The sequence below is a fragment of the Burkholderia sp. JKS000303 genome (genome assembly GCF_002563755.1).
Taxonomy (GTDB): domain Bacteria; phylum Pseudomonadota; class Gammaproteobacteria; order Burkholderiales; family Burkholderiaceae; genus Burkholderia; species Burkholderia anthina_B.
This window is the reverse complement of sequence record NZ_PDBZ01000001.1, coordinates 4473624-4498667: the sequence shown is the minus strand read 5'-3', so window position 1 is coordinate 4498667 and position 25044 is coordinate 4473624. Positions and strand designations below refer to the sequence as shown.

Here is a 25044-nt window from a genome sequence, read left to right as displayed (position 1 = left end):
GCGGGCGAACAAGCGCCGGCCCCGGTTGCCTGCCGTGCATCGAAATGGAGCCACGATTACGTGACCGAACCGGGTTTGAATGAACTGAATGCCGTCCTCGCGCGCGTGCCGTCGGTCGAGCGCGTGCTGTCGTCGGCGCCGCTGCAACCGCTGCTCGCCGACTATGGCCGCACCCGCGTGCTGAACGCGGTGCGCGCCGAACTCGAGCGCTGGCGTACCGCCGCGCAGCATGATCCGTCGTCGGCCGAGCCGCTCGACGAGCCGCACATCGCAGCGGCCGTCGCCCGTACGCTGGCCGCGCAGAGCGTGGGCGCCGTGCGCGCGGTGTTCAACCTGACCGGCACCGTGCTGCATACCAATCTCGGGCGCGCGCTGCTGCCCGACGATGCAGTGAACGCGGTGGTCGCCGCGCTCACGCAACCCGTGAACCTCGAATTCGATCTCGGCACCGGCCGTCGCGGCGACCGCGACGACCTGATCGACGATCTGCTGTGCGAACTGACGGGCGCGGAAGCCGCGACCGTCGTCAACAACAATGCGGCGGCCGTGTTTTTGACCCTGTCCGCGCTTGCGCCGAAACGCGAAGTGATCGTGTCGCGCGGCGAACTGGTCGAGATCGGCGGCGCGTTCCGCATTCCCGACATCATGAGCCGCGCGGGTGCGAAGCTGCACGAAGTCGGTACGACCAACCGCACGCATCTGCGCGACTATGCGGACGCGATCGGCCCGCGCACGGCGCTGCTGATGAAGGTGCACTGCAGCAACTATGCGATCAGCGGCTTCACGAAGGAGGTGGCGCTCGCCGAACTCGCGCCGCTCGCGCGCGAGCATGGGCTGCCGGTGGCGGTCGACCTCGGCAGCGGCACGCTCGCCGACCTGTCGCAATGGGGCTTGCCGCACGAGACGACCGTGCAGGAAACCGTCGCGGCCGGCGCGAACCTCGTCACGTTCAGCGGCGACAAGCTGCTCGGCGGCCCGCAGGCCGGCCTGATCGCCGGCGATCGCGCGCTCGTCGCGAAAATCAAGAAGCATCCGCTCAAGCGCGCGCTGCGCGTCGGCAAGCTGACGCTCGCTGCGCTCGAACCCGTGCTGCGGCTCTATCAGGCGCCGGAATTCCTGCGCGAACGGCTCACGACGCTGCGGCTGCTGACGCGGCCGCAGCACGACATCGCCGAAGCCGCCGAGCGCGTGCGCCCGGTATTGCAGGCCGCGCTCGGCAGCGGTTTCGACGTGCGCATCGAACCGATGTTCAGCCAGATCGGCAGCGGGGCGCTGCCGGTCGACCAGTTGCCGAGCGCCGGGCTCGTCGTGCGCACGCCGGACGGCAAGCGTAGCGGCCGCGCGCTCGCGCAGCTCGAGAAGCGGTTGCGCGAATGGCCGCGCCCGGTGATCGGCCGCGTCGCCGACAACGCGCTGCGGCTCGATTTGCGCTGTCTCGAGGCCGCGGACGAAGCGGCACTCGTCGCGCAATGCGCGCTGATCGCGGGGCCGGCTGCATGATCGTCGGGACTGCAGGACATATCGACCACGGCAAGACGACGCTCGTGCGGGCGCTGACGGGCGTCGACACCGACCGGTTGAAGGAAGAGAAGGCGCGCGGCATCTCGATCGAACTCGGCTATGCGTATACGCCGCTCGAGAACGGCGACGTGCTGGGCCTGATCGACGTGCCGGGCCACGAGAAGCTGATTCATACGATGGCGGCCGGCGCGTGCGGGATCGACTTCGCGCTGCTCGTGATCGCCGCCGACGACGGCGTGATGCCGCAAACGCGCGAGCATCTCGCGATCCTGCAACTGCTCGGCGTCACGCACGGCGTGGTCGCGCTGACGAAGTGCGATCGCGTCGACGCCGCGCGTCTGTCCGCCGTGCGCGACGAGATCGCTGTGTGGCTGCACGGCTCGACGCTCGACGGCGCAACGATCTTCGAAACCTGCGCGACGCGTGCGGACGATCCCGGCGTCGCCGCGTTGAAGCGATACCTCGCCGACGCGGCGCTCGCGTGGCGCGCGCGCCGCGACGACGGCCTGTTCCGGCTCGCGGTCGATCGCGTGTTCACGCTCGCGGGGCAGGGGACCGTCGTGACGGGCACCGCGTTCGCGGGCCGCGTGGCGACCGGCGACACGCTCGCGGTCGTCCGCTCCGGCGACGCGGCACGCGTGCGCAGCATCCATGCGCAGAACCGGCCGGTCGAAGCGGGCCGTGCGGGCGAGCGCTGCGCGCTGAACCTGGCCGGCGTCGACAAGGCGGACGTCGAGCGTGGCGATACCGTCGCGGATGCGCGGCTCGCCGCGACGTCGCCGCGGCTGGACGTCGAACTGACGCTGCTGGCCGATGCGGGGCTGACGCTGACGCACTGGGCACCGCTGCACGTTCATCTCGGCACGCTGCATCGCGTCGCGCACGTCGCGCTGCTCGACGGCGATACGCTCGCGGCCGGCCAGAAGATGCGCGTGCAACTGGTGTTCGACGAACCGGTATTCGCGCTGCCGGGCGATCACTTCATCGTCCGCAATCCGCAAGCGACGCGCACCGTCGGCGGCGGCCGCGTGCTCGATCCGTTCGGGCCCGCGCGCAAGCGGCGCACGCCAGCGCGCCGCGCATGGCTCGACGCGCTGGCCGTGTGGCTCGACGAAGGGCGGCTCGATGCGCTGCTCGCGCAGGCGCCGCTCGGCATCGCACGCACGATGCTGATGCATCTGACGGGGTTCGCGCCGGACGCGCTGGCGCTGCCGGACGAGGCGCTGGCGATCGGCCAGCGCGATGCGGCGTCGGGCGACGGCACGGTGATGGCGCGCACGCACTGGCATGCGCTGCAGGCGCGGGCGATCGACACGCTGCGTGCGTATCACGAGCGGATGCCGGACGAGCAGGGGCTCGATGCGGCACGTCTGCGACGGATGGCGGCGCCGCTCGTCGGCGATGCATTGTGGCGTGCGCTCGTCGATGCGCTGGTGACGGGCGGCGACGTCGCGCGAAGCGGGCCGTGGCTGCATCTGGCGTCGCATTCGGTGAGCTTCGATGCGCGCGAGGAAGCGCTGGCACGGCAACTGCTGCCGCTGATTCATGCGGGGCGCTTCGATCCGCCGTGGGTACGCGACCTGGCGCGCGACACCGGCGCGGCCGAGGACGCCGTGCGCACGCTGCTGCGCAAGCTCGCGCGGCGCGGCGACGTGCATCAGGTCGTGCGCGACCTGTTCTATCACGCGGATGTCGTGCGCGAGCTGGCCGGGCTGGTGGCGCATCTCGCGCCGACGCGCGGCGGCGGGCTCGACGCGGCGACGTTTCGCGACGCGACCGGGCTCGGCCGCAAGCGGGCGATCCAGATTCTCGAGTTCTTCGATCGGGTTGGGTATACTCGCTTCCACCGCGATCTTCACTTCCTGCGGCCTGACAGCGGTTGGGTGAGTATTCAGGCGTAGGCGCTCGTCGTTCTTCTCGCTCTTTTTGGTTTTTTCCCCACGGAAGGCATTCGTATCCGGTGGTACGGCCGGACTTCAAATCCGGTTGGGGGCGTCAGACGCTCCCGGGTAGGTTCGACTCCTGCTGCCTTCCGCCACAAGGGTTTCAAGCAATTTTGACGTTCCGCGTGGAATGTCATTTCCGCCTGAGGTGTGGGTTTTTCTGCCTGATTCGTGTTTGCGGGTTATGAGCGGCCGATTTTCTTGACGGCCTCGGCAAGCCGATCCGTCACAAGGTGCGCGTATCGCTTGGTCGACGTGGTCGTCTTGTGGCCGAGCACGCCGGCTACCGTATAGAGGTCAATCCCACCGTTGATCATTTCCGAAGCAGCGCTGTGCCGGAGGTCGTGAAACCGGACGTCGATGTGGCCCGATTTCCTCCGGGCTTTTATCCACTCGTCCTTTACTTTCCACGGTGGAACGTCGAATTTCACGCGCCGAGCGACGACGGCAATGCGCGGGTGAATGGGGATCAGTCTGGGGCGCCCATTTTTTGTCCTGCCGAGGGAGAATCCATCTCTCGTCGGGACGGCCCGCAGAATTTCGCTCATTCTCATTCCGGAGTAGAACGCGACGCGGATTGCAGCACGGGTTTGTCGGTGCGTGCATGCCTTGGCGATCTGTAGCATTTCGCGACGGCCTTTGTAAAGGTGACGCTCCTCCGACTGTTTCGGTATGACCATTTTGGCAGTTTGATCGTATTCGAGCTTGCCAATCTTGTGGGCGTATTTGATCGCAGCCCGGAGATAGCCGAGCGTGTTGTGAATCGTTCCATCGGCACTCGGCTTCTTCTGATGCCCCTGACGATCAACGCTCGAGCGCATGAATCCTGCAAATTGAATCGACCAATCGTACAGGTCGAGAGCATCTTGATCTTCGTATTCGGCCGCGTACTTCGTCAGAATTTGCAGGCGAGCCTTCCGATCCTTCCATTCGGCGCCTTTGTCAGTGACGTGAATCCGGACGCACTCGCCAATTGTGACGACGGGCTTACGCGCCCCGCTTGCGACCGCATAGACCTCCACGTCCCATTGGCGGCCTAATTCGTCAGCTTCGCGCGCAGAAAGTCCCGCAGGGATGAGTTTTGTTTTACGGATGCGCGAGCCTTCAATGACGCGTTCGAACGTCCAGCGGAAGCGCCTGCGGCCATTTTTTGTGATGGTTTCGATAGGCATGATGCGAGGTACCTGTATAGCGAATCGAGATCGTAGACGTAGGTTTTGTGCCCCAACTTGAATCGTTGTATAACCGTACAGCTTCGGTCGATGCGGCTGATGTTCTGGTAAGGGACGCCAAGGACCGCTGCGGCCTCCTTCGCGCTCACGCGTTTGCCTTTGGATAGGTCCATGCTGCGATCCTCTGGTCTCAAAAAGGTGTTGAACCGATGCAGAAGAAATTCTTGATGCGCGGGTACGAGATGAACTGCGAACCGCGCGCGACGGAGGACGGCAAGTACGCCGCCCAGGTAGAGGTAACGAAGTTGGGATTTAGCCGGGAAGCTGCGTTCCGGAATCTTGGCGTGTTTGGCACCGAAGCCGAGGCTGTCGCCTACGCGAAGAATTTTTCTGAAGAATGGCTGAGCCGGTACGCGTGACGGAGCAGGAGCAACACCTATCTCTGCGACGACGTCGAGATTGAGGTGACCAAGCGAGATCCGGATACAGCGGTGGCGTCGTAAATTTCGCGTCACGCCTGCCAAAGTGCGCTGTCAACCTCAAACAGTGTGCCGCTTCCCGAAATCTCAGTCGCCGCCGCGTGCTACGATGATTGCTCGGCGAGCGGGGGGAGCAATGGACCTGGACGGATTCAAGCCATATCGTGGCTATTTCTACCGAGTCTCTGCAAATTTCGGCGACGATGGCCAGTGGCGCGGCACGATAGATGTTCTTCGGCGCCATTGGAACGGCACCACCGAAACCGTGATTTCGCAGATGAGCGTGCCTGGCACTTTCATTTCGGAGGGCCTGGCACTCGACGCCTCCGACGCCTACTCTCATTTGCTCATCGACGAGGGGAGTTTCGGGGAGGAGTAGTTTCAAGACACCGTCCAGTCCGGAATTCAACAACCCACACCCAGGGGTTCGCATCCCAGCCATGCCCGCGAGCGGCGTTCAGGCTGTCCCATAGGTCATGAAAGGCGCGTATGCTCGGCGGCGCGAAAGGCGCCCCCGCAATACCCGCGCATGTGGTGGTCCGCGATCGTCACGCCTTCGGCGCGCGCGTCGGCCTCACTGATCGACTGCAGCCGCTCGACGCGCACGCCGGTGATCTCGAGTGTGATGCGCGACGCCCACTGCGGCATGTGGATGGACGGCGACCAGCCACGCGATTCCTTGGCGTCGAGCGCTTGGAACGTGTTGAGGTCGATGTCGACCTCTGCGCGGCCGTCGTCAGCCTGGTAAGCGATGCCGGCATAGCGACGCGTCGGACGGCCGCCTTCGAACGTTTCGGTACCGATGCGGCGTACCTCGTGCGTTTCGCGAACCCATAGCCGATCACCGACATTGCCGTGCGGGCAGACGTAGCAATCACCGGTACGCGTGTGCCAGATCGCGGCCAGCTCGGACGCGGGTGTTCCGCCGACATACGTCACGGATCCGCCGCCGGCTGTCGTCGGCTCCCACGCACCGAGCGGGTTACCGTCGGGCGGATCTCGACGCGATATTCGCCGCCGTGACGGCGTTCTGGGACGAGACGCTCGGCGCCGTTCAGGTCGAAACGCCTGATCGCGCGATGGATCTGATGCTGAATCGCTGGCTGCTGTACCAGACGCTGTCGTGCCGGATCTGGGCGCGTGCGGGCTTCTATCAGGCGAGCGGCGCGTACGGTTTTCGCGACCAGCTGCAGGATGGCATGGCGCTCGCGGTCGCCCGCCCGGCCCTGACGCGCGAGCATCTGCTGCGGGCGGCGGCGCGCCAGTTTCCCGAGGGCGACATGCAGCACTGGTGGCTGCCCGAAAGCGGCAGCGGCGTGCGCACGCGGATCTCCGACGACCGCGTCTGGCTCGCCCATGCGGTTGCGCACTACGTCGACGTCAGCGGCGACCGCGCGATTCTCGATGCGTCGATCCCGTTCATCGACGGGCGACCGCTGGCCGCCGACGAGCACGACGCGTTCTTCATCCCGCGCATCTCGGAAACGAGCGCGTCGCTGTTCGAGCATTGCGTGCGCGGGCTGGAGTCGAGTCTCGCGCAGGTCGGCGAGCATGGTCTGCCGCTGTTCGGCACGGGCGACTGGAACGACGGCATGAACCGGGTCGGCGAGGCCGGGCGGGGCGAAAGCGTCTGGCTCGGGTGGTTCCTGCATGCGACGCTCACGGCGTTCGCCCCGCTCGCCACAGCGCGCGGCTCGGGCGAACTGGCGGCGGGCTGGCTGACGCGCGCCGGCGCGTTGCGCGATGCGCTCGCCGATGCGGGGTGGGATGGCGAGTGGTATCGGCGTGGCTACTTCGACGACGGTACGCCGCTCGGCTCGGCCGGCAACGCCGAATGTGCGATCGACGCGATCGCGCAGTCGTGGAGCGTGCTGTCGGGCGCGGCGGACCCGGCGCGCGCCGCGCAGGCAATGGACGCGCTGGAAGCGCGGTTGATCCGCCGCGACGATGGCTTGGCATTGCTGTTCGCGCCGCCGTTCGATCGATCGCCGGTCGATCCCGGCTATATCAAGAGCTATCCACCGGGCATCCGGGAAAACGGCGGCCAATACACGCATGCGGCCACGTGGTCGGTGCTTGCGTTTGCGCAAATGGGTGACGGAGATCGCGCCGCGAAGCTGTTCGCACTGCTCAATCCAGTCAATCGCAGCCGCACGCGCAGCGGCGCGAATCGTTATCGGGTGGAGCCGTACGTGGTCGCGGCCGACGTCTATTCGGTCGCGCCGCATGTCGGCCGCGGCGGATGGACCTGGTACACCGGCTCGGCGGGCTGGCTATATCGTGCGGGCGTCGAAGGCCTGCTCGGCCTGCGCAGGCATGGCGACATGCTGTCCATTCAACCGTGCATACCGCGATCCTGGCCGGGCTTCAGGGCAACGCTGCGCCACGGGGCGTCGCGCTACGACATCGTCGTCGAGAATCCGGACGACGTCAGCGGCGGCGTGTCCCGCCTCGTCGTGGATGGCGTGCGGCTCGCCGCCGGAGAAGCGATGGTGCGACTCGTGGACGACGGTCGGCGTCACAGCGTGGTCGTGACGCTGGGGGCGGCGCAAGCGGTGCTTCTGTGAGGCGACAGGTCGGCACCCGGGCCGGTACGTTAGCGGACGGACTGCGCGCGATTCACCGCCCATCATGAACCGACGTCCCGAATTTCATCGGGATGTCAGCGCATGGGCTTCCGCGCACCTCGCCGGATCGGACGGCACCGCGGCGACCCGAGGAGATGATCATGAGAAAGCTACATTCCGTGGCGGTCGGGACGGCGATAGTCACCATGACGGCGATCGTACTGGCGGGTTGCGGCGATATGTCCCACCGCGGAACGGATACAGTGATCGGCGCCGGTGTCGGCGGCGTCGCCGGTGCGGTCCTGACGGGCGGCAGTGCGTTGGGCACCGTTGGTGGAGCGGCCGTCGGCGGGGTTGTCGGCAATCAGGTCGGGAAATAGGTCGGGCGTTTTCGGAAGACCCGGTACATGGGCGATTGGGACGACATGGACATCGACTGGCTGAGAAACGCGTTCGGCAGGTATGCGGGTCATGCCGATGGGGGGACGCAGCCCGGGCATGACCTACTTTTGCGACAGCAGCCGGTCGCTTTCCTTCTTGACTACCATGTAGCATTCGCACACGCGCCGCTCGAGGGCGCTGCGATCGACGACTTCGATCAATCCGCGCGAATAACGGATGATGCCTTCTTCCTGAAGCCGTTTTGCGGTTTCCGTCACGCTGGCTCTGCGCACGCCGAGCATGTCGGCAATCAGTTCCTGCGTCATTCGTACGTTGCGCGAATCCAGCCGGTCGAGGCTCAGCAGCAGCCAGCGGCAGAATTGCTGCGCGATCGAGTGATGGCGATTGCACACGGCCGTCTGCGCCATCTGGGTGATGAGCGCCTGCGTGTAGCGCAGAAACACGCGCTGCAACGCGCCGCCGCGCGCGAATTCCTCTTTCACGATCTGTCCGCTCAGGCGGAACGCTTCGCCCGCGCTCTGGACGATGGCCCGGTTCGGCATCGTTTCACCGCCCATGAACAGCGCGACGCCCAGCAGCCCGTCGCGTCCGACCACGGCAATCTCCGCGGACGAACCGTTTTCCATCACGTACAGCATCGAAATGATCGCGGTCGTCGGCAGGTAGACGTGGCTCAGGTGATCGCCCGGTTCATACACCACATGCCCAAGCGGCAGCGCGACCCACGACAGATGGGGCTCGATGCGCTTGCGCTCGTCCAAGGGCAATTCGCCAAGAAGATTGTTCGCTGCTACGGGCGAGTAGGCTGCGTCGCCCCGCTTGGCGGGCTCGACGTCTGCTCCCGAGCGGATTCGGTCGATGCGCGCAAGCAGCTTCGCATGCTGTACGGCCTGTGTTTCCCGGTTTTTCTCGGGCAGCAAGCTCGACAGCGACGTACGCAACGTGTCGTGGCCCAGCGCATCGAGGATCTTGATCTTGGTCAGGATGCCGAGATCGCTTTTGCCGGTGCGCCATGCCGAGATTTGCGCGCGCGTCAGCCCCAGGCTGTCGGCCAGTTGCGCATCGCTGCCGAACTGTCCCTCGCGCTTCAGTTCGTCGAACAACTTGCCCCAATCAAATCGCATGGATCGATAGTTAAGTTTGGTGTCAAATTGATTTGACATCACGCGTGGCCGATGAAAGAATACGATGAGCGTTGGCATGTCAAATCCTAGAGACACTTATAGCATAGGCGCCTTCCGTCGTGAAACAGCGTCCGTGCTTCGGGCATTCACGCCGCGCTCGTGCGTTTCACGAGACCCGCATGAGTGATCGCCCGTCTTACATCCGTCTTCCTCCTTCGTTGTCCGACAGTGTTCTCGCCGTTGTGCCGCCTTCCGTGGGCGATGACGAATTTGCCGCTCACCAGATCGAATTCATTCAGCGCGTTTTCGGTTATAGCGCTTATCTGCGCGAGCATGCGCGTGAGACGCCCGTCTCCGATTCCTTCCTCATTGCATTCGTCAGCCTGCTCGAGGCGATCGATGCGAATGCTCCCGAGGATGCTCGCCGATGCGCTCGGCAACTGCAGCGAATTCTCCGGATGCTCGTCGACGAGCCCGACGGCAGCCCGCCTGAACCGGCTGCACCGCCCGTAATCTGCTGACCGGCTACTCCATGCCGCGCGGCCGCGTGTTGCGCTCGGCTGCGAATCCCGGGCACGGTAGCGGACAGAAGAATTGTTCGCCCGATACTAGACTGCTCAAGCACTCGGACGGATCGATCGGCATACCGATCGATGATTAAGCCATCCTTCGAAGGGTGGCCAGGCGATTGCTGGGGGAGCGGCACATGAATACCGAAGCACTGGCTGCCCGACTGGCGCAGACGTTCGGTCCGCAAAGTCTGGCCGGACTGGCGCTCGCTGAATTGAAGCGCTGTCGGGCGAATGGCGAGCGCGCGGCCCTCGTTCTGGAAAAGGGCTCATTTGCCGTTGTGCATGACGGATTCAATCCCGACGATTTGCCCGCTACCGTCACGAAGCCGGCATTCGATTGCAGGGATCGCGTCGATGCCGGCAGCGGCAGACGCCTGCGATACCTCGCGCATTCGAACGGTTACGTCATCGTGTGCTGGACCGAGGGCACGCCTTTCGTTGTAAACGAACGGCAATGGCTTGCGATGAAGGTTTGCCCGCATCGCCATCGGATGTCGCCGGCGTGATCCCCGACCAGGCCGCGTTACCGCTCGTCGCCACGAAAAGCCGCATCGTCGCCGGTGCGAGCCTCGCGACGTTCGACGCAGAAATCGTGGCGGGGCTTTCGATCGAGACCGTCCGCCTGTGGGCGTCGCTTCCCCGCATGCAGATCGCCGTCCGGAACGACTCCGGGGTTCCCTATCGCATGATCGCCGTCGAATCGATGCGCCAGTGGCACAGCTTGATCCAGTGGTTCCAGGACAACCGGTTCGGGGATGAACTGTCCGGCCGTTGCTTTTCCAGAAACAAATTCGACGCCATTTTCCGCAAGTTGGTGTGACCGGCGCATCTCGCGGGCAAGGCTCCGTACGACGCCGCCTTCAATCGAACTTGAAAAGGCAGGCTTTCTCGATGACTTTACCGCCCGTCACTGCAGCGCGGGTCAAGGCCATTGCCGAATTCTTGATCCGCCTGCGCCAGCAGGACTGATGCCGGAGCATCGGCGACGCAGCCTGCGGGACGCACGCACGACAACGCGGAGCGCGAATGTCATGCTCCGCCTGTGTCGGGAGCAACGCCGCATCATTATCACGGTGCGTGCTCAATTCTGCGGATAGGTCATGCCCCAGCGCTTTCTCGAATCGGCGATTCGTTGCTTCGCGGTCCGCAGCCGCTCTTGCCCGGCCGGGCGCGTATGTGTCGGCACTTCGGGCGCGACGGGCATACCGTCGTCCGTTGCGTTGTCCTGCTCGTATTTACGGCGTTGCTGCCTGACGGCGTCGTCTTTCTGCTTGCGGTCGTTCATCTGCCTGCTCCCGTGAATTCGTCTTGCACGGGCGTATCGGCATCGACGACGCACGCGTGTCGAATACAGGATGACCGGGCAGGACGAAGAAGTCGGTACGATGCCGCGCAGTGTCGGCCAGCGCCGTTGCAGGCCGGGAGCCGTTGTCGGATTGCTGCGCTGTTTGATGGTATCGCCGGTTCTTGCGGCCGTCCTGGATCGGTGAAGCAGACGGCCTCGGACCGCGCCGCGTTGCGGACGGATTCCTAGAGCCGCTTCAGGTCAGGAAGCAGGCGCTCGAATTCGCGCTTGACCACGCTGTAGCATTCGCACACGCGCTTTTCGAGCCCGGACCGGTCCAGCACCTCGATATGGCCGTAGTTGTAGCGGATGAGGCCCGCGTCCTGCAGCTTCAATGCCGCTTCCGTCACGCCCGATCTGCGCACCCCCAGCATATTGGCGATCAGTTCCTGCGTCATGCGCAGCGTGTTCGAGGGAAGCCGGTCAAGGCTGAGCAGCAACCAGCGGCACAGTTGCTGATCGATCGAGTGATGCCGGTTGCATACGGCGGTCTGTGCCATTTGCGTGATGAGCGCCTGGGTGTAGCGCAGCAGCAGCCGTTGCATCGCGTCGCCGCGCCGGAATTCTTCTTTCAGGATGCGCGCGTCGAGGCGATACGCCTGCCCCGCGCTTTGCACGACGGCCCGGCTCGGGGTCGTTTCGCCGCCCATGAACAGCGACACGCCGATCACGCCTTCATGGCCGACGATCGCGATTTCGGCGGACGAACCGTCCCCCATCACATAAAGCAGGGAGACGATCGACGTGGTCGGGAAAAAGACGTGTTGAAGCTGGCCGCCCGATTCGTACAGCACTTTTCCGAGCGGCATGTCGACGATCGTCAGGTTCGGGGTGATGCGTGCAAGCTCGTCCTCCGGCAATGCGGCAAGCAGGTGATTTTCGGTGACGGGCGGGTTGTCTGGCATGCGTGGCTCCTGGGCTCGCATCTGGCGCGACGGAGTTGTCCGGTCGATTCGGGCGCAGCGGGGATTGAGCCGGATTCGCTATCGTATCTCGTCGCTCGCAACTCGACGGTACGGTGGCCGAAACATGCCCAATTTCCCGATGAGCCGGGGACGGCCGTGGTCGGCAAGGCTCACGGAGCCGTTCGCCGCACGGTGTCGCCTACAAGGAAGTCAGGTCAACGCCAGGCTTGGCGCTGGGCGCGGCGCAAGCAGTGCTTCCGTGAGACGGTCGGTCGAGATGCGAGCGGGTACGTTAGCGGACGGACTGCGCGCGATTTACCCCCCATCGTGAATCGACGTCCCGAATTTCATCGGGACGTCAGCCCAGGGGTTTTTGCGCGCCTTGCCGGACCGGACGGCGCCGCGGCGACCCGAGGAGATGATCATGAGAAAGCTACATTCCGTGGCGGTCGGGACGGCGATCGTCACCATGACGACGATCGTGCTGGCGGGTTGCGGCGATATGTCCCACCGTGGAACGGATACCGTGATCGGCGCCGGTGTCGGCGGCGTCGCAGGTGCGGTCCTGACGGGCGGCAGTGCGTTGGGCACCGTTGGCGGAGCGGCCGTCGGCGGGGTTGTCGGCAATCAGGTCGGGAAATAGGTTGGCCGAAGGGAATCGGTACGCGTACCTGCCGTCATGGCGAAGCGCGCGGATGCGAGCATGGCGTGAAGTGCGAGCGGTATGTCGGCATTTCTTCTGAACGGTGAGCTGAGGCTGTCCTGGTGGCAGCTTGCGTGGGTCGTGATCGCGCTCACGCATGTCACCGTCGTCGGTGTGACGGTGTACCTGCACCGCTGTCAGGCGCATCGCGCACTGGATCTGCATCCGTGCATCGATCACTTCTTCCGGTTCTGGCTGTGGTTGACGACCGGCATGCTGACCCTGCAATGGGTCGCGGTGCATCGCAAGCATCACGCGAGGAGCGAGACTCCGGACGATCCGCACAGCCCGCGAACCCGCGGCCTCGCGACCGTGCTGCTGCGCGGCGCGGAACTGTACCGCGCGGAAGCGCGCAACGAGGAAACGCTGCGCCGATACGGATCGGGTACGCCGGATGACTGGCTCGAACGCGGCGTCTATGCCCGCTATCCGAATCTTGGCGTCGGGCTGCTGGCCGTGATCGACGCCGGGCTGTTCGGGCTGCCCGGCGTGGCGGCGTGGTCAACGGTTGCGGTCGCTTCAACGGTTATCGGAATTTCGCGACGTCCGATGCGAGCACCAACCTTTTCCCGCTGGGCATCGTGATCGGCGGAGAAGAACTGCACAAGAATTGGTGCCGTTGCGCGGACCAGAGCGGCATCGACGCGATCGCCGATTTTTCGATGCGCCTGTGCCGGTATGCGTGATTATCGGGGGCCGCCCGCGACCCGCGATGCGGAACACCGGCATGCGAGGGCGCGAATGGCGCCACTTGCTCGCATTGGAATCGGTGCCCGCATCGAGACGGGGGCGGCGGACGAATCATATCGCTCGAGGGGCGATCTTGCCATCCACGATGTCCTTGCCGAATTGCATCGCCAGGTCGAGTGCGAGCGCCGCCGTCTGCGGGGCGCCATGCTCGAAAATGGTCGAGTACCGTGGCGCCGCTGCCGAGGTCGCCGGGATCGTATCGATGCGTACGATCGAACCGAAGCGCTTCGGACCGGGGGCGTGGGGATCGCCGAACGGCGGGAAAAGCATTTGTGAATAGACACGAAGTTCATGTCCGCGATATTCGAGAGTGGGGATGGTCATGCTTTGCTCCTGACAGAGCAACCGTTGACGCCGAAGGATTCAAGGGCGCCGATGCCTTGACAAAAAACCGGCAGGTATCCTCAGTGTGCGCGCCCGACAATGGTTTCGCAATGAAAACATCGGATGCCGAATCATATTTTCGATGCGGATGAAGCACCGGGTTGCAGAGCGGCTTCTGAAGAACCCGCCTCAGAGAATAGTCGCTGCCGTACAGACCAGCGCGTGTCGTCCGGTTCAGGATGGACTCGATACCGAGGAGGCTGCCATGTACGTCCCACTTTCGCCCGAGGCCGTCGAGGCCCTCAAATCACTTGATCGAATTCCCGATTCCCAGGCCGATATCCCGCGCGCCATAGCCAATGAACTGTTGACTCGCGGTCTCGCGAACGAATCGCGTACCGGCGGCTCGATCAATATGACGGCCGCAGGCCGGATGTGGCTGAATCGGTGCGCCGATTAGCGCGCACGCGCCGACCGTACGGGACCGGCGTTTTTGTCCTGTACAACGATCCATGGACCTATGAGGAATGGTAAAAATCCAATCTACACGATGGTTTGTGCTGGACCGCTATGCGCCTGTTCGCGACGGATGGTATGAGGTGCGTCTGGTGAGCGGCGACACGGCATTTGCGAAGTTTGGCGACGGCGAATGGACGGAAAAGCCGGTGCTCGCCTTTACGCGCTGGCGAGGCTTGCGCGCCGATCCGGCCAGTTCGAGCGACCAGGAGACGATTGGAGCGGATGCGACTGCCGCGAAAGGTGTCCGAGACGTGTGGAACGCATTCTTTCCCGGCGTGGGAGACGAGCAGCACACACCACTTGCCGCCGCGCACAGCGACGACGCCCGACACACTGCCGCATCATGACGGCCGGCCGGGAAACGGAATGTGCCGGGTGCGGACGTGTGCCATGTGTGTTATCGGCACCCGGCGAGTCGACCGTAATTTTCCCGATCGCGTGGCGCTTCGGAACGGTTCGAGCGAACACCCTACGGTCGCCTCTTAAATTGCGCTTTCGCGTCACCGAATGAGGCTTGCGTCTTCCCGACGACCTGCTCGACCGTGCCCTGCATTCTGGTCGTTCGATTCCCCATGACCTTGCCGATCATTTCCTTCAGTTTGCCTTTTGCTTCCGCGATGCGGCCTTTCACTTGATCCCTGTTCATCACATTGCTCCTTGGCATGGGTCGCCTGTTTCACCGATACGAAGCCACGAACCGATCGAAGCCTCGTATCGGGCGCTTAGCGCACGACATCCAAGGCGCCCGAACACATGCTATGCGCCATCGTGATGGCAGTCGGTACGCTTTCGTACCGCATTCGCATTTGCCTGTGTGTAGCGTCAGGGATATCCATGAATAACCTCGATCGAGTCATGCAGCGACGAGCGTTGCCGTCGGGCACTCCGGGATCGATCCCGGCTACTGGCCGCGCGGTTTCGGGATGCATGGCGACCGACAGGTCCGACGCCGGTGATCGCCAGTTCGACAAACGCCACGATCCATGGGTCGTTTTCAATCTTGCGGAGGGTATATGCACACTCTCACGAGCGCGGGCCCGCTGGTTTCGTTGATCGCGGGCATTCTGATTCTTGTGGTGCCCCGTCTGTTGAATTACATCGTTGCGATCTACCTGATCGTCATCGGGTTGCTCGGGCTGTTCGGCGGACATCTCCACTGAATCCGGAGGGCCTTCCGCGCTGCCGGACCATTCGCAAAATCGGACGGTATGGGCCCCGGACACGGAGCTGAACGCCGGCCCGGCCTCGTGGCGGCCACGAGGCGCCTAGCGTCGCTCATCTCGCCCGATTGTCGGGACGCGAATAACGCCATTTGCTCGCATTGGAATTGATGCCGGCATCCTGACGGATGCGCTTTTCGGACCGCTCGATGTCGGCGCGGGCGAGATCTTCCCGCTGCTTCTGCCGGGTCGCCTGATCGCGTTGATCAAGTGGTGTGCCTGAATGATGTTTCATAGTTCCTCCTGACGGGAGCGTACTGCGTATCGATATCGACCACTGCCGCGAATGCGTGCAGACACAGAATGGGCGAGACAAAGGGGAGAGTCGGTACGATGCCGTGCAGTGGCGGTTAGCGTCGCTTCAAATCGTCATGCGGGTGCTTTTCGGCGATGTCCGCGATGATCCGTGTGCGTCCGGTACGTTGCCGGACAGACTCCACGCCCGCGTCCGTCTACCTTGATATCGAAAGAATCGATGCACGTTCCGAACCGGGTGCATCGAGCACGTGTCCTGCATGAAGGGGCAGGGCGGCTTACGTCCCGGCTACTCCGGCATTCGAGACACGGCACCGCAGATTTCAACGCGAACGGCGTGTGCGCGCGTCGAGGCGGGAGCATATCGACGGCAACATCGGTTCGATTGCATTCCGTGGCCATCGGCGTGAAGGCACTGCGCGATGACCGGCCGGATGATCGATTGAGGAGAGACGACATGTCATTGGGACTTCTTCTACTGATCGTTGTCGTGCTGCTGCTGATCGGGGTGATCCCGACCTGGCGCTATAGCAACGGCTGGGGGTATGGTCCAAGCGGATTGCTGGGCCTGGTATTGATCGTATTGCTCGTCCTGATGCTGCTGGGCAGGCTGTGACGCGGGACATCATCGACGCCGCAGGTTCATGGAAAGACGGCCGCCCGGCACCTTGCGTGCCGGACGGCATCGTACCGGACCGCTCGACCCTGGCGCGCAGCGCGCCACGGCGTCCGCCCGGATCTCACGCATAGCGGCGCATGAGCGGCGCGGCTGAAATGCCGTGCAGCACGATCGACACGGCGATGATGGCCAGTACCTGCGGAACCAGCGGCAACAGTTCCGCGCGCGGCCCGTGCTCGAGGGACAGCATCAGGTAATACAGGGAACCCACGCCGCGGATGCCGAACCAGCCGATCAGCCGGCGCTGGTGGCGCGACGCCCGAGAACCGGTCAGCGCGAGCCAGGTAGAGGCCGGCCGGATGACGAACAGCAGTGTCACGACCACGGCCGCGCCCGTCCAGGTGAGCATGTCGGCCCAATAGCGGGAGACGAGCGCGCCGATCAGCAGGATCAACACGGCTTCGGCGATGTGTTCCAGCTCGATCGTGAATCCCATGACCGATTCAGCGACGAAGGCGTGAGCTTTGTCGGGGTCGGTGGAAGTGGCTTCGACATCCTCGCTGTCCACGACGCCGACCGTCTCCTTCGACGTCTTCCGGCCGCTCGTGCGATGCTCGACGCGCCGCATCGCGACGCCCGCAGCGAACACGGCCAGGAACCCGTAGCCATGAATGGCGAGCGCCACGCCATATGACAGCATGATCAGGCCCAGCGCGAAGAACCCTTCGAGGCCGAGCGCCTGTCCGTGACGGCTGCGCAGGAACGCGACGAGCCGGGCGGTGGCCAGGCCGAGCAGCCAGCCGGCGCCTACACCGGAGGCGATGCCCCATGCAATGCCGCCGACCATGCTCCAGTGAAGCGCCGACGTCGTGCCGGAACCGCACAAAAGCAGGCCGAGCACCGCGCACGGATAGGCCGTGCCGTCATTGATCCCGCCTTCGCCGGACAACGAAAAGCGCACCAGTTCGACGTCGCCCGCGTCGCGCACGCCGACGTCATGAGCGAGCACCGGGTCCGTCGGTGCGATCATCGCGCCCAGCAGCACCGCGACACCGAGACTCAAATGCAGCACCAGCACGCCGAGCGCGGCGATCGACGCGACGGTGAAGATCATGGCGACGATGCCAAGCCGCAGCGGCAGCATCCAGCGGGGATCGGCGGGAGGGACACGCAGTCTCAGGCCGATCGCGAACAGCGAAATCAGCAAACCGATTTCGGCTGCGATGCGCAAGTGCGTGACGTCGTCCGGCAATGTCAGCGACAGGAAGCCGAGGCCGGCCGGTCCGATCAGAAAGCCGATCCCGAGATACACCATGGCCGCGCTCAGCGGCAGACGCTTGAGCGACGACCCGATGAGTCCCATGAAAATCAGCAGGGCTCCGAAGATGAGGCATCCGATGGTTTCGGTCACTTTGAATGTCCTGCATGGGTAACGTCGCGCTCGCCGCGCGTCGAGCGCATGTCGCCATGCGGTGTCGTCCAGGCTGCACGCGGCACGCGCGGGACGGCACACACCGGACCGGGCGTCGATGTCTCGCATTCGTCGCACAATATCGCTCCGGTCGTACCACGTTCGCAGCGAGTCGGTCCGGCGTCTGTCCGATGGCGGACAAAGAACCGGGCGCAACCGTCGCAACCATCGCGATCGAAATGACGCGTGGCTGCGGCTGACGCGGCCGGGAAGGCGCGCCCGAAGCGGCATGCACGCGATGTACGGTAGCGGGCAGAGCGGAGCAGTGCTTCGTCATAGACTGTTCGCCGATCCTCATGACAACCGGAGCATGGCCATGGCGCATACAGCAATCGAGGGAGATCTACGTTCACTTGAACGACTCATTGCACGCGTCACGCTCGGTGAGCCTGCGCCATGGGCCCTCTGGCGCATTCGGCTGGAATCGATTCTGGAACATGGCCGTTTGGCACCCTCGGAACGCATGCATCTCGTCAGCATCATCGCCCTTCTCCTCATGCTCGAGCGTCGAGCGGGCAAGCTGGCCGCGCATTGAGCACGGCCGCCGCGTCGCGCGTTCGAGGGGGCGCGGCGGCGCCCGCCATCCGCCGGGCGCGTGGCGGTAGTCATGGCTCGCGCTCGAACGAGAATGGCGGCTGTGTCCCAGACAGGAGGCATGTTGAATCCCGCTACATCCGACCCGCCGGGCGCGCCGGCCGCGATGCCCGTCAGTCCGCTGGCAGGCCGGCTCGCGCCTTACGCGCTGTGGATCGACGTTCCCCGCCTCGTGACCGCGTACTACACCGATATGCCGGACCCGGCAGTCCCGGCGCAACGCGTGACGTTCGGCACGTCAGGACACCGGGGTTCCGCGTTGACCCGCAGCTTCAACGAGTGGCATGTCCTCGCGATCACGCAGGCGATCTGCCGGTATCGACGTTCGCACGGCATCCACGGTCCGGTGTTTGTCGGCATCGATACGCATGCGCTTTCCGAACCGGCGCAGGCGAGCGTACTTGAAGTGCTGGCTGCCAATGGCGTCGAGGTCATGCTGGCGCCGCCGGGTGAATACACGCCCACGCCGGCCGTTTCGCGCGCGATCCTGACGTACAACCGGGGACGCAATGCCGGGTTCGCCGACGGCGTCGTCGTGACGCCGTCGCACAATCCGCCGGACAACGGCGGCATCAAGTACAACCAGGCGACCGGCGGCCCAGCCGGGGAGGACGTCACCCGATGGATCGAAGCGGCCGCGAACGATCTGCTCGAGGCGCGGCTCGCGGGGGTGAGCCGCGCCTCGTTGTCGACGGCATCGAATGCCGCCACGACGCACCGGTACGACTTCCTCGCGGCGTATGTCGACGACCTGGCCAGCGTCATCGACATGGACATCCTGCGCGGCGCGCCGATCCGGCTCGGCGTCGATCCGCTCGGCGGCGCCGGCGTGCACTACTGGGGTGCGATTGCCGAGCGTTACCAACTGAATCTCGCGATCGTCAGCGAGGAAGTCGATCCGACTTTTCGCTTCATGAGCGTCGACTGGGACGGGCGTATCCGCATGGATCCGTCGTCGCCGTATGCGATGCAGAGCCTGATCGCGCGGAAAGACCAATTCGATGTCGCGTTTGCGTGCGATACCGACCACGACCGGCACGGGATCGTCACACGCAGCGACGGTTTGCTGCCGCCCAATCACTATCTCGCGGTGCTTGTCGACTATCTGCTCGCGCATCGGCCGAAATGGCCCGCTCGCGCGGCGGTCGGCAAGTCGGTCGTCTGCAGCGAGATGATCGATCGTGTCGCCAGCGCACGCGATCGCGCAATCTACGAAGTGCCCGTCGGCTTCAAGTGGTTCGTCGGCGGATTGCTCGGCGGCACGCTGGGGTTCGCCGGCGAGGAGAGTGCGGGGGCCACCTGCCTGCAGCTCGACGGGCAACCCTGGACGACCGACAAGGACGGCATCGTTCCCGCGTTGCTGTCGGCCGAAATCACGATCCGAACCGGCCGCGATCCGGCGGAGCATTACCGCGACCTGGCGCACCGCTTCGGCGCGCCCGCCGAACGGAGGGTACAGGCCGCAGCCACACCTGAGCAGCGCGCGCTGCTGGCGCGGCTAACGCCGCATCAGTTCACGCACACCGAACTGGCGGGAGAGGCGATCGTCCGGATACTCGATCGGGCGCCGGGCAATCGGGCCGCGATCGGGGGCATCAAGGTGATGACGGAGCACGGCTGGTTTGTTGCGCGGCCGTCGGGCACCGAAGATCTCTACCGGATCTATGCGGAAAGCTTCAACGGAGAGGATCACGTGGCGCGCATCGTGTCCGATGCGCAGTCGATGGTCGACGCGGTGCTCGAAACCGGCACGTGCGATGCCGGTGGCGGCTCGAACGCCTGATACGCGCATGGGCCGCCCAACGGTCACGCGAGCAGTTTCAGTGCGCGGTCGCAGACGTTCTCGACCGTGAAGCCGAAATCGCGCATCAGCTCGGCGCCCGGCGCCGACGCGCCGAAACCCGCAATGCCGAGTACGTCGCCACGATCGCCGACATAGCGGTGCCAGCCTTGCGACACGCCCGCTTCGATCGCCAGCCGCGCACCGACCGACTTCGGCAGCACGGCGTCCTGATACGACTGGGGCTGAGCGTCGAACAATCTCCAGCAGGGCAGCGACACCACCCGAACCGCCACGCCGCGCGCGAGCAACTCGGCGTGCGCTGCCAGCGCGAGCCCGACTTCCGAGCCTGTCGCGATCAGGATCAGCGCGGGGCGACCGTCGGGGGCATCGGCGAGCACGTAGCCGCCGCGCCGCAAGCCCTCTGCCGGCGCGAACCGGAGGCGATCGATGGTCGGCACGTCCTGGCGGGTCAGGATCAGCGCGGTCGGCCGTTCTCGCGCTTCGAGCGCCACGCGCCACGCGACGGCCGTTTCGTTGGCATCGGCCGGTCGAATCACCAGCAGGCCTGGGACCGCGCGCAGGCCGGCAAGCTGTTCCATCGGCTGATGCGTCGCACCATCCTCGCCGACGGCGAGGCTGTCGTGCGTGAACACGTAGATCACCTGCAGACGCATCAATGCGGCGAGCCGGATCGGTGGACGCATGTAGTCCGAAAAGATCAGGAAGGTCGCACCGAACGGCAGGATGCCGCCGTGGGCCGCCAGGCCGTTCAGGATCGCGCCCATTGCATGCTCGCGCACGCCGAAATGCAGATTGCGGCCGCTGCGGCTCCAGCCGCCGCCGTCGGAACCTTGCCGGTCGAGCGCGTTCATGTCGGCGGCCTCGAAATCGCCGTGCCCGGTCAGCGCGGTGAAGGTGGAGGGATTCAGATCGGCGGAGCCGCCGATGAGCGACGGGACGCGGGGGGCGAGGGCGTTCAGCACCTTGCCGGATGCGACCCGCGTCGCCATGCCTTTCGGATCGGCCGGAAAGACCGGGATATCGCGGTCCCAACTGTCGGGCAGCGCGCCGCGCACCGAGCTCAGCAGCATCTCCGCCAGCTCGGGAAACACGCGCGCATAGGCTGCGAACAAGGTGTTCCAGTGCGCTTCCCGTATTTGCCCCTCCGCCAGCGCCCGGCGAAAATGCGCGAGCGCCGGTGCGGGGATATGAAACGCGGGGTCGGGCGGCCAACCGAGGTTGTGCTTGGTCAGGTGCACCTCGGCGTCGCCGAGCGGCGATCCGTGAGCCTGGTACGTGTCTTGCCGGTTGGGCGAGCCGTAGCCGAGATGCGTGCGCACGAGGATCAACGACGGACGCAGTTGCTCGGCACGCGCGTTGACCAACGCCGCGTCGATGGCGGCCAGATCGTTGCCGTCGTCGACCGTTTCGGTATGCCAGCCGTAGGCGTCGAACCGTTGCGCGCGATCTTCGGTGAAGGTGATCGCGGTGCCGGCGGACAGCGTGACCCGATTGTCGTCGTACAGGCAGATCAGCTTGCCGAGCCGGAGATGGCCGGCCAGCGATGCGGCTTCCGCTGCGACGCCTTCCATCAGGTCGCCGTCGCTGACGAGCGCGTAGGTGTGGTGATCGACGATCTCGAAGCCGGGGCGGTTGTAGCACGCAGCAAGCTGTGTCTCCGCAATCGCCATACCGACGGCGTTGGCGAAGCCCTGGCCGAGCGGGCCGGTTGTCGTTTCGACGCCGAGCGTCAGGCCGCGCTCCGGATGGCCGGGCGTGAGGCTGCCCAATTGCCGGAAGCGACCGATCTGGTCGAGTGGCAGGTCGTAGCCGGTCAGGTGAAGCAGACTGTACAACAGCATCGAGCCATGTCCGGCCGACAGGACGAAGCGATCCCGATCAAGCCACGCCGGATTGGCGGGATGATGCTTGAGATGGCGTATCCATAATGAATAGGCCATCGGTGCTGCGCCCAGCGGCAAGCCCGGATGACCGCTCGCCGCTTTCTGCACGGCATCGATCGACAGGAAGCGCAGCGTATTGATGCAAAGCGTATCGAGTGCCGAATCTTCGGTTGGCGGGAAAACGGCTGAGGTCATGCAGTTGCTCCCTGGCGTCCGGTCACGGGAAATCCCGTACGGCATGGTGGTTGCGTTGGCTACCCGTTGCGCGGGTCTGCGTCATCGGTCTCCGTGCCAATAGCCGTGCTTGCCGTAGAAGTCGTGCAACTCGATTTCGTAGCTGCGATGAACGAGCTGCGAATCGTCGTATAGAGGGCTCCGGCGGATTGCATCGCGCGTGAGCGTGGTCGATATCGTTTCCGTTGACCAGTCCACCTGGTCGAGCCAGTGGGTCGCGACCAGCACTTCCTTGCCGGTCGACCACCAGCTCGACGTGTCGATCGCCAGATAGCGGATCACCCAGGCTTCATCGTCGTAAATGAAGTCCGACACGTGGCCGATATGTCCGTCCGTGGCTTCGAGCCGATATCCGTCGACCTCGCCGGTGCTGTGCAGATGCGTATCTGCCGCTGCGCTGGCCGGCGCAGTATGCGAGAAAATGGGATCGCCCGCTTCAGGGTCCTGCGACGGCCCCGCGGGATCGAAAGCCGGGTACGCGCCCATTCCCCAAAGGTTCGGGCCGCCCCAGTAAGTCGGGTAGTTGTAGTAACGCAGGATCTCGATTTCGTGCTGGCGGGATACCGGCTTGTGCGTGTCCATGTTCGGGCTGTCTCTCACCTGCTGTTGCGTCAGGCTGACATATAGCGTGCGGAATTCGGCATGCGTGACTGAATACGGCGAGATCAGCACCGGCCTGTCGTGCAGCCAGTCGCCCGTCTCGACGACGAGGTAACGGACGCACCAGTTGTCATCGTCGAAGTAGGCCTGGTGGATGTGCCCGATATCGCCGTCCTTCGCTCGAACCGTGTCTCCATGCAATCTTCGGATGCTTCGCAACATGATGTCCTCGCCAGAGCGATGCCCGGCACGTCGGTGATCTGGCTGAACTGCCTGCCACACCGTGGCATCCAGTCGTTCGTCCGTTGGTGCGGAGCGATTCCTGCCGATCGCGTACCCTCGGATGGTCGGCATGGTTGAAACGCTACACGCGCCGAATGGCCGATGCGGTACGAAACCGTACAAAGCATGCACCCGCTTGAGCACGGGGGTGATCCATCCGGCGGCGAGCCACCCTTCCCGATATGTCGCGGAACATCCTCTCGGTCTTCATCATCAGGATCGCGAAGCAGTTAGGATCAACACGTCGACGGGCTGCCGGGCGACCGAGGCTGCCGGATTCGGTTCGTGTCTCAGCGCAGCCGCAGCGGCATGAACAGCGAGATGCCCGGTTCCGGTACCGGCGCGTAAACCATCGGAGGCGCGCCATACGCATACTCCTCGTCGCCGTTATAACCGTCGTGGCCACCGTTCCGGTAATGGCCGTAGTGACGACCATCCTGATGTGTCATGCGCGCGTGATTGCCCTGGTCCAAACCGTGATTCATTCTCTCCGCATGCAACGGCGGTGCGGCGAAAAGGCAGCCGATCGCGACTATCAGGCCGACGAGTCGCATGCCCGATCTCGGCGCCATTGTGGTTCGACGTGCATGTCCGATAGAAACGTCCATCATGTTCTCCTGTGTACGAATCCGGAATCCGCTGGTCAGTGACTGCCATCGACAGCCGGTATCGGCGGACGGTCCGGAACTATTGTTTCTTGATCAGGTGGTGGTCGTTGCCACGGAAAATCGCATCCGCGTTCTGCTTTTGCGTATTGGACATGCTGTCGTACAGCGGCTGAAATGCCGTGGTCAGCTTTTTGACGCCATCGGCGTGCACGTTGGCGACATCGCCATAGGAGTGGAGATCGTCCATCGCGCTCATGCTGCTCGCATGATCGCTACGGATCTTCCTGAGCGTCTCCATCGCGTTCGCGTTATCGCGCATGACCTGCGCGACTGGCTGCCACAGGGATTCCTGGCCGGGTGTGATGCCAAGTCGCTGGTGCAGGCTGTTGATGCGCCCGTCGACCGACTTTTGGGCGGCCACGGTCATGACGTGGGGCTGTGATTGACCCGGTGCGGGTCCGGCGGCAATCGAGAGCGCGGGGAAGACGGCTGTGCCGAGGGCAACTGTCGCCGCCACGGCGAACGCGCTGGCAATCTGTCGGGGGAGGGGGAGAAGAGCGAGTGTCATGGCGGATCCTGGTAAAAATCGGGAAGGAGTCGATGTACCGCGACGCATCCGGTCGGCGGCGAATTCGGCCCGATAGCTCAACTCTACGCGGGATGCGCGGGCTCAGTCTGTCCGGTGCCGAACGGTTTGCCGGTCCACCTGGCGAGTGGAACCGGAATGGCCTTGCGCTTGCGCGGACCGGCATGCGCGCTTATCGGCGCAGTCCAGATGAGTCGAGATCACGGCCGATCCGGCTGCGACGCGAGCCGCGCGCGTGCCCGGTGGAGTTTTCAAATCGGGCCTATGCTGGCGTCGTGACCGACGGCATTCCACGCTGGCGTGTCGCCCGCACGCAGCCCGTCGAATCCGGGCCAGCCTCGTCCGGCACTCAGCTCCCTGGAGGCGGTTATGCGCAGCAGGTATCGAGAGCAGCATACGAACGGCGGCTAGAGCGAACGCAATGTCGACGAAGTCGCCGAGGGGACGTTCCCCGCCAGCGATCCGCCGTCGATGGGCGGTGTCACCAGGATGAGTGCCACCCCGGCCCATCGAAAGCATTACCGGAAGTCGTCGAACATCAAGCACAGTTAGCGCAGGTTGC

At 64.6% G+C, this 25044-nt stretch carries 29 protein-coding genes, 1 tRNA gene and 1 pseudogene; 18 read left to right on the top strand and 13 right to left on the bottom strand.

What is annotated here, in order from left to right; translation table 11 throughout:
• Positions 1 to 60 precede the first annotated feature (60 nt).
• The 3 genes from selA to BX604_RS21080 all read left to right on the top strand — a co-directional run bounded on the left by selA (position 61) and on the right by BX604_RS21080 (position 3559).
• Positions 61 to 1500: an L-seryl-tRNA(Sec) selenium transferase gene (gene selA / locus BX604_RS21090; RefSeq protein ID WP_098552492.1), complete on the top strand. Its 1440-nt coding sequence runs from the start codon at positions 61 to 63 to the stop codon at positions 1498 to 1500.
• On the top strand, positions 1497 to 3422 hold the full coding sequence (selB, locus tag BX604_RS21085; RefSeq protein ID WP_098552491.1) for a selenocysteine-specific translation elongation factor: 1926 nt from the start codon (positions 1497 to 1499) through the stop codon (positions 3420 to 3422). The genes selA and selB overlap by 4 nt, the downstream gene beginning before the upstream one ends.
• A gap of 41 nt (positions 3423 to 3463) precedes the next feature.
• A tRNA-Sec gene (locus tag BX604_RS21080) sits at positions 3464 to 3559 on the top strand.
• An 87-nt stretch (positions 3560 to 3646) separates the two neighbouring features.
• Here the strand turns inward: BX604_RS21080 and BX604_RS21075 are convergent.
• Positions 3647 to 4636 carry a tyrosine-type recombinase/integrase gene (locus tag BX604_RS21075; RefSeq protein WP_098552490.1) on the bottom strand — a complete coding sequence of 330 codons (990 nt, stop codon included), beginning with the start codon at positions 4634 to 4636 and terminating at the stop codon, positions 3647 to 3649.
• Between the two features lie 209 nt (positions 4637 to 4845).
• On the opposite strand from BX604_RS21075, the gene BX604_RS21070 reads away from it, so the two are divergent.
• Entirely contained in the window at positions 4846 to 5055 is a 210-nt protein-coding gene (locus BX604_RS21070; RefSeq protein ID WP_098552489.1) for a hypothetical protein, read from the top strand.
• Between the two features lie 196 nt (positions 5056 to 5251).
• The gene (locus BX604_RS21065; RefSeq protein ID WP_098552488.1) at positions 5252 to 5494 is read left to right on the top strand and encodes a hypothetical protein; all 243 of its coding nucleotides are present in this window, start codon (positions 5252 to 5254) and stop codon (positions 5492 to 5494) included.
• A 95-nt stretch (positions 5495 to 5589) separates the two neighbouring features.
• Here the strand turns inward: BX604_RS21065 and BX604_RS21060 are convergent, their stop codons facing one another.
• Positions 5590 to 6054 (bottom strand): hypothetical protein, encoded by a 465-nt coding sequence (locus BX604_RS21060; RefSeq protein ID WP_179894837.1) that lies wholly within the window; start codon positions 6052 to 6054, stop codon positions 5590 to 5592.
• Between the two features lie 80 nt (positions 6055 to 6134).
• Here BX604_RS21060 and BX604_RS21055 point away from each other — a divergent pair, with 80 nt between their 5' ends.
• Positions 6135 to 7682, top strand: coding sequence for a GH36-type glycosyl hydrolase domain-containing protein (locus BX604_RS21055; protein ID WP_257146371.1), 1548 nt, complete (start codon positions 6135 to 6137; stop codon positions 7680 to 7682).
• A gap of 161 nt (positions 7683 to 7843) precedes the next feature.
• Positions 7844 to 8062 (top strand): glycine zipper 2TM domain-containing protein, encoded by a 219-nt coding sequence (locus BX604_RS21050; RefSeq protein ID WP_244110368.1) that lies wholly within the window; start codon positions 7844 to 7846, stop codon positions 8060 to 8062.
• Positions 8063 to 8185: 123 nt separating this feature from the next.
• Here BX604_RS21050 and BX604_RS21045 read toward each other — a convergent pair whose 3' ends face one another.
• On the bottom strand, positions 8186 to 9208 hold the full coding sequence (locus BX604_RS21045) for a helix-turn-helix domain-containing protein (RefSeq protein WP_098552486.1): 1023 nt from the start codon (positions 9206 to 9208) through the stop codon (positions 8186 to 8188).
• Positions 9209 to 9387: 179 nt separating this feature from the next.
• Between BX604_RS21045 and BX604_RS39060 the strand changes: the two genes are divergently transcribed.
• The 3 genes from BX604_RS39060 (at position 9388) to BX604_RS21035 (ending at position 10600) form a co-directional block, all read left to right on the top strand.
• Positions 9388 to 9729, top strand: coding sequence for a hypothetical protein (locus tag BX604_RS39060; protein ID WP_179894836.1), 342 nt, complete (start codon positions 9388 to 9390; stop codon positions 9727 to 9729).
• Positions 9730 to 9914: 185 nt separating this feature from the next.
• Complete coding sequence (locus BX604_RS39055) at positions 9915 to 10286, top strand: hypothetical protein (protein WP_179894835.1); 372 nt, start codon at positions 9915 to 9917, stop codon at positions 10284 to 10286.
• Entirely contained in the window at positions 10283 to 10600 is a 318-nt protein-coding gene (locus BX604_RS21035) for a hypothetical protein (protein WP_257146370.1), read from the top strand. The genes BX604_RS39055 and BX604_RS21035 overlap by 4 nt, the downstream gene beginning before the upstream one ends.
• 261 nt (positions 10601 to 10861) lie before the next feature.
• On the opposite strand, the gene BX604_RS21030 is transcribed toward BX604_RS21035, so the two are convergent.
• Both BX604_RS21030 and BX604_RS21025 read right to left on the bottom strand, forming a co-directional pair.
• Entirely contained in the window at positions 10862 to 11065 is a 204-nt protein-coding gene (locus tag BX604_RS21030) for a hypothetical protein (RefSeq protein ID WP_226279825.1), read from the bottom strand.
• Positions 11066 to 11310: 245 nt separating this feature from the next.
• Positions 11311 to 12030 (bottom strand): Crp/Fnr family transcriptional regulator, encoded by a 720-nt coding sequence (locus BX604_RS21025; protein ID WP_098552483.1) that lies wholly within the window; start codon positions 12028 to 12030, stop codon positions 11311 to 11313.
• 424 nt (positions 12031 to 12454) lie between these two features.
• Here BX604_RS21025 and BX604_RS21020 point away from each other — a divergent pair, with 424 nt between their 5' ends.
• Together BX604_RS21020 and BX604_RS21015 are read left to right on the top strand one after the other, a co-directional pair.
• Entirely contained in the window at positions 12455 to 12673 is a 219-nt protein-coding gene (locus BX604_RS21020) for a glycine zipper 2TM domain-containing protein (protein WP_098553004.1), read from the top strand.
• A gap of 81 nt (positions 12674 to 12754) precedes the next feature.
• Positions 12755 to 13344, top strand: a pseudogene (locus BX604_RS21015) (fatty acid desaturase); the annotation flags it as partial.
• 190 nt (positions 13345 to 13534) lie between these two features.
• Here the strand turns inward: BX604_RS21015 and BX604_RS21010 are convergent.
• Positions 13535 to 13807, bottom strand: coding sequence for a hypothetical protein (locus BX604_RS21010; RefSeq protein WP_098553003.1), 273 nt, complete (start codon positions 13805 to 13807; stop codon positions 13535 to 13537).
• 265 nt (positions 13808 to 14072) lie between these two features.
• On the opposite strand from BX604_RS21010, the gene BX604_RS21005 reads away from it, so the two are divergent.
• Together BX604_RS21005 and BX604_RS21000 are read left to right on the top strand one after the other, a co-directional pair.
• Positions 14073 to 14267, top strand: coding sequence for a hypothetical protein (locus BX604_RS21005; RefSeq protein WP_098553002.1), 195 nt, complete (start codon positions 14073 to 14075; stop codon positions 14265 to 14267).
• 67 nt (positions 14268 to 14334) lie between these two features.
• On the top strand, positions 14335 to 14673 hold the full coding sequence (locus BX604_RS21000; RefSeq protein WP_098552482.1) for a hypothetical protein: 339 nt from the start codon (positions 14335 to 14337) through the stop codon (positions 14671 to 14673).
• Positions 14674 to 14795: 122 nt separating this feature from the next.
• Here BX604_RS21000 and BX604_RS20995 read toward each other — a convergent pair whose 3' ends face one another.
• Positions 14796 to 14972, bottom strand: a complete 177-nt coding sequence (locus tag BX604_RS20995; RefSeq protein WP_098553001.1) for a CsbD family protein — start codon at positions 14970 to 14972, stop codon at positions 14796 to 14798.
• Between the two features lie 367 nt (positions 14973 to 15339).
• Between BX604_RS20995 and BX604_RS20990 the strand changes: the two genes are divergently transcribed.
• Entirely contained in the window at positions 15340 to 15486 is a 147-nt protein-coding gene (locus BX604_RS20990; RefSeq protein WP_098552481.1) for a DUF3096 domain-containing protein, read from the top strand.
• A gap of 115 nt (positions 15487 to 15601) precedes the next feature.
• Here the strand turns inward: BX604_RS20990 and BX604_RS20985 are convergent, their stop codons facing one another.
• Complete coding sequence (locus tag BX604_RS20985; RefSeq protein WP_098552480.1) at positions 15602 to 15781, bottom strand: hypothetical protein; 180 nt, start codon at positions 15779 to 15781, stop codon at positions 15602 to 15604.
• A 477-nt stretch (positions 15782 to 16258) separates the two neighbouring features.
• Between BX604_RS20985 and BX604_RS20980 the strand changes: the two genes are divergently transcribed.
• A complete protein-coding gene (locus BX604_RS20980; RefSeq protein ID WP_098553000.1) occupies positions 16259 to 16417 on the top strand; it encodes a DUF3309 family protein in 159 nt (52 codons plus the stop codon).
• A 124-nt stretch (positions 16418 to 16541) separates the two neighbouring features.
• Here the strand turns inward: BX604_RS20980 and BX604_RS20975 are convergent, their stop codons facing one another.
• Positions 16542 to 17831 carry a cation:proton antiporter gene (locus tag BX604_RS20975; RefSeq protein WP_098552479.1) on the bottom strand — a complete coding sequence of 430 codons (1290 nt, stop codon included), beginning with the start codon at positions 17829 to 17831 and terminating at the stop codon, positions 16542 to 16544.
• 376 nt (positions 17832 to 18207) lie between these two features.
• Between BX604_RS20975 and BX604_RS20970 the strand changes: the two genes are divergently transcribed.
• Positions 18208 to 18426: a hypothetical protein gene (locus tag BX604_RS20970; protein ID WP_089448720.1), complete on the top strand. Its 219-nt coding sequence runs from the start codon at positions 18208 to 18210 to the stop codon at positions 18424 to 18426.
• 165 nt (positions 18427 to 18591) lie between these two features.
• Positions 18592 to 20268: a phosphoglucomutase (alpha-D-glucose-1,6-bisphosphate-dependent) gene (gene pgm, locus BX604_RS20965; RefSeq protein WP_098552478.1), complete on the top strand. Its 1677-nt coding sequence runs from the start codon at positions 18592 to 18594 to the stop codon at positions 20266 to 20268.
• A gap of 23 nt (positions 20269 to 20291) precedes the next feature.
• Here the strand turns inward: pgm and tkt are convergent, their stop codons facing one another.
• The 4 genes from tkt to BX604_RS20945 form a co-directional block, all read right to left on the bottom strand.
• Positions 20292 to 22367 (bottom strand): transketolase, encoded by a 2076-nt coding sequence (gene tkt, locus BX604_RS20960; RefSeq protein WP_098552477.1) that lies wholly within the window; start codon positions 22365 to 22367, stop codon positions 20292 to 20294.
• Between the two features lie 81 nt (positions 22368 to 22448).
• A complete protein-coding gene (locus BX604_RS20955) occupies positions 22449 to 23228 on the bottom strand; it encodes a PRC-barrel domain-containing protein (RefSeq protein WP_098552476.1) in 780 nt (259 codons plus the stop codon).
• Between the two features lie 350 nt (positions 23229 to 23578).
• On the bottom strand, positions 23579 to 23896 hold the full coding sequence (locus tag BX604_RS20950) for a hypothetical protein (protein ID WP_098552999.1): 318 nt from the start codon (positions 23894 to 23896) through the stop codon (positions 23579 to 23581).
• A 79-nt stretch (positions 23897 to 23975) separates the two neighbouring features.
• Positions 23976 to 24464 (bottom strand): Spy/CpxP family protein refolding chaperone, encoded by a 489-nt coding sequence (locus BX604_RS20945; RefSeq protein ID WP_098552475.1) that lies wholly within the window; start codon positions 24462 to 24464, stop codon positions 23976 to 23978.
• Positions 24465 to 25044: the final 580 nt, after the last annotated feature.

Bases quoted from the DNA above. Each gene is read 5' to 3' on its own strand.
- selB (WP_098552491.1), top strand. From the start codon at position 1,497: ATGATCGTCGGGACTGCAGGACATATCGACCACGGCAAGACGACGCTC.
- BX604_RS21025 (WP_098552483.1), bottom strand. From the start codon at position 12,030: ATGCCAGACAACCCGCCCGTCACCGAAAATCACCTGCTTGCCGCATTG.
- BX604_RS21050 (WP_244110368.1), top strand. From the start codon at position 7,844: ATGAGAAAGCTACATTCCGTGGCGGTCGGGACGGCGATAGTCACCATG.
- BX604_RS21010 (WP_098553003.1), bottom strand. From the start codon at position 13,807: ATGACCATCCCCACTCTCGAATATCGCGGACATGAACTTCGTGTCTAT.
- BX604_RS20970 (WP_089448720.1), top strand. From the start codon at position 18,208: ATGGCGCATACAGCAATCGAGGGAGATCTACGTTCACTTGAACGACTC.
- BX604_RS21075 (WP_098552490.1), bottom strand. From the start codon at position 4,636: ATGCCTATCGAAACCATCACAAAAAATGGCCGCAGGCGCTTCCGCTGG.
- BX604_RS21020 (WP_098553004.1), top strand. From the start codon at position 12,455: ATGAGAAAGCTACATTCCGTGGCGGTCGGGACGGCGATCGTCACCATG.
- BX604_RS21000 (WP_098552482.1), top strand. From the start codon at position 14,335: ATGGTAAAAATCCAATCTACACGATGGTTTGTGCTGGACCGCTATGCG.
- tkt (WP_098552477.1), bottom strand. From the start codon at position 22,367: ATGACCTCAGCCGTTTTCCCGCCAACCGAAGATTCGGCACTCGATACG.
- BX604_RS20955 (WP_098552476.1), bottom strand. From the start codon at position 23,228: ATGTTGCGAAGCATCCGAAGATTGCATGGAGACACGGTTCGAGCGAAG.
- BX604_RS21070 (WP_098552489.1), top strand. From the start codon at position 4,846: ATGCAGAAGAAATTCTTGATGCGCGGGTACGAGATGAACTGCGAACCG.
- BX604_RS21045 (WP_098552486.1), bottom strand. From the start codon at position 9,208: ATGCGATTTGATTGGGGCAAGTTGTTCGACGAACTGAAGCGCGAGGGA.
- BX604_RS20950 (WP_098552999.1), bottom strand. From the start codon at position 23,896: ATGGACGTTTCTATCGGACATGCACGTCGAACCACAATGGCGCCGAGA.
- BX604_RS39055 (WP_179894835.1), top strand. From the start codon at position 9,915: ATGAATACCGAAGCACTGGCTGCCCGACTGGCGCAGACGTTCGGTCCG.
- BX604_RS20980 (WP_098553000.1), top strand. From the start codon at position 16,259: ATGTCATTGGGACTTCTTCTACTGATCGTTGTCGTGCTGCTGCTGATC.
- BX604_RS20990 (WP_098552481.1), top strand. From the start codon at position 15,340: ATGCACACTCTCACGAGCGCGGGCCCGCTGGTTTCGTTGATCGCGGGC.
- BX604_RS21005 (WP_098553002.1), top strand. From the start codon at position 14,073: ATGTACGTCCCACTTTCGCCCGAGGCCGTCGAGGCCCTCAAATCACTT.
- pgm (WP_098552478.1), top strand. From the start codon at position 18,592: ATGCCCGTCAGTCCGCTGGCAGGCCGGCTCGCGCCTTACGCGCTGTGG.
- BX604_RS20985 (WP_098552480.1), bottom strand. From the start codon at position 15,781: ATGAAACATCATTCAGGCACACCACTTGATCAACGCGATCAGGCGACC.
- BX604_RS39060 (WP_179894836.1), top strand. From the start codon at position 9,388: ATGAGTGATCGCCCGTCTTACATCCGTCTTCCTCCTTCGTTGTCCGAC.
- BX604_RS21030 (WP_226279825.1), bottom strand. From the start codon at position 11,065: ATGAACGACCGCAAGCAGAAAGACGACGCCGTCAGGCAGCAACGCCGT.
- BX604_RS21065 (WP_098552488.1), top strand. From the start codon at position 5,252: ATGGACCTGGACGGATTCAAGCCATATCGTGGCTATTTCTACCGAGTC.
- BX604_RS20995 (WP_098553001.1), bottom strand. From the start codon at position 14,972: ATGAACAGGGATCAAGTGAAAGGCCGCATCGCGGAAGCAAAAGGCAAA.
- BX604_RS20945 (WP_098552475.1), bottom strand. From the start codon at position 24,464: ATGACACTCGCTCTTCTCCCCCTCCCCCGACAGATTGCCAGCGCGTTC.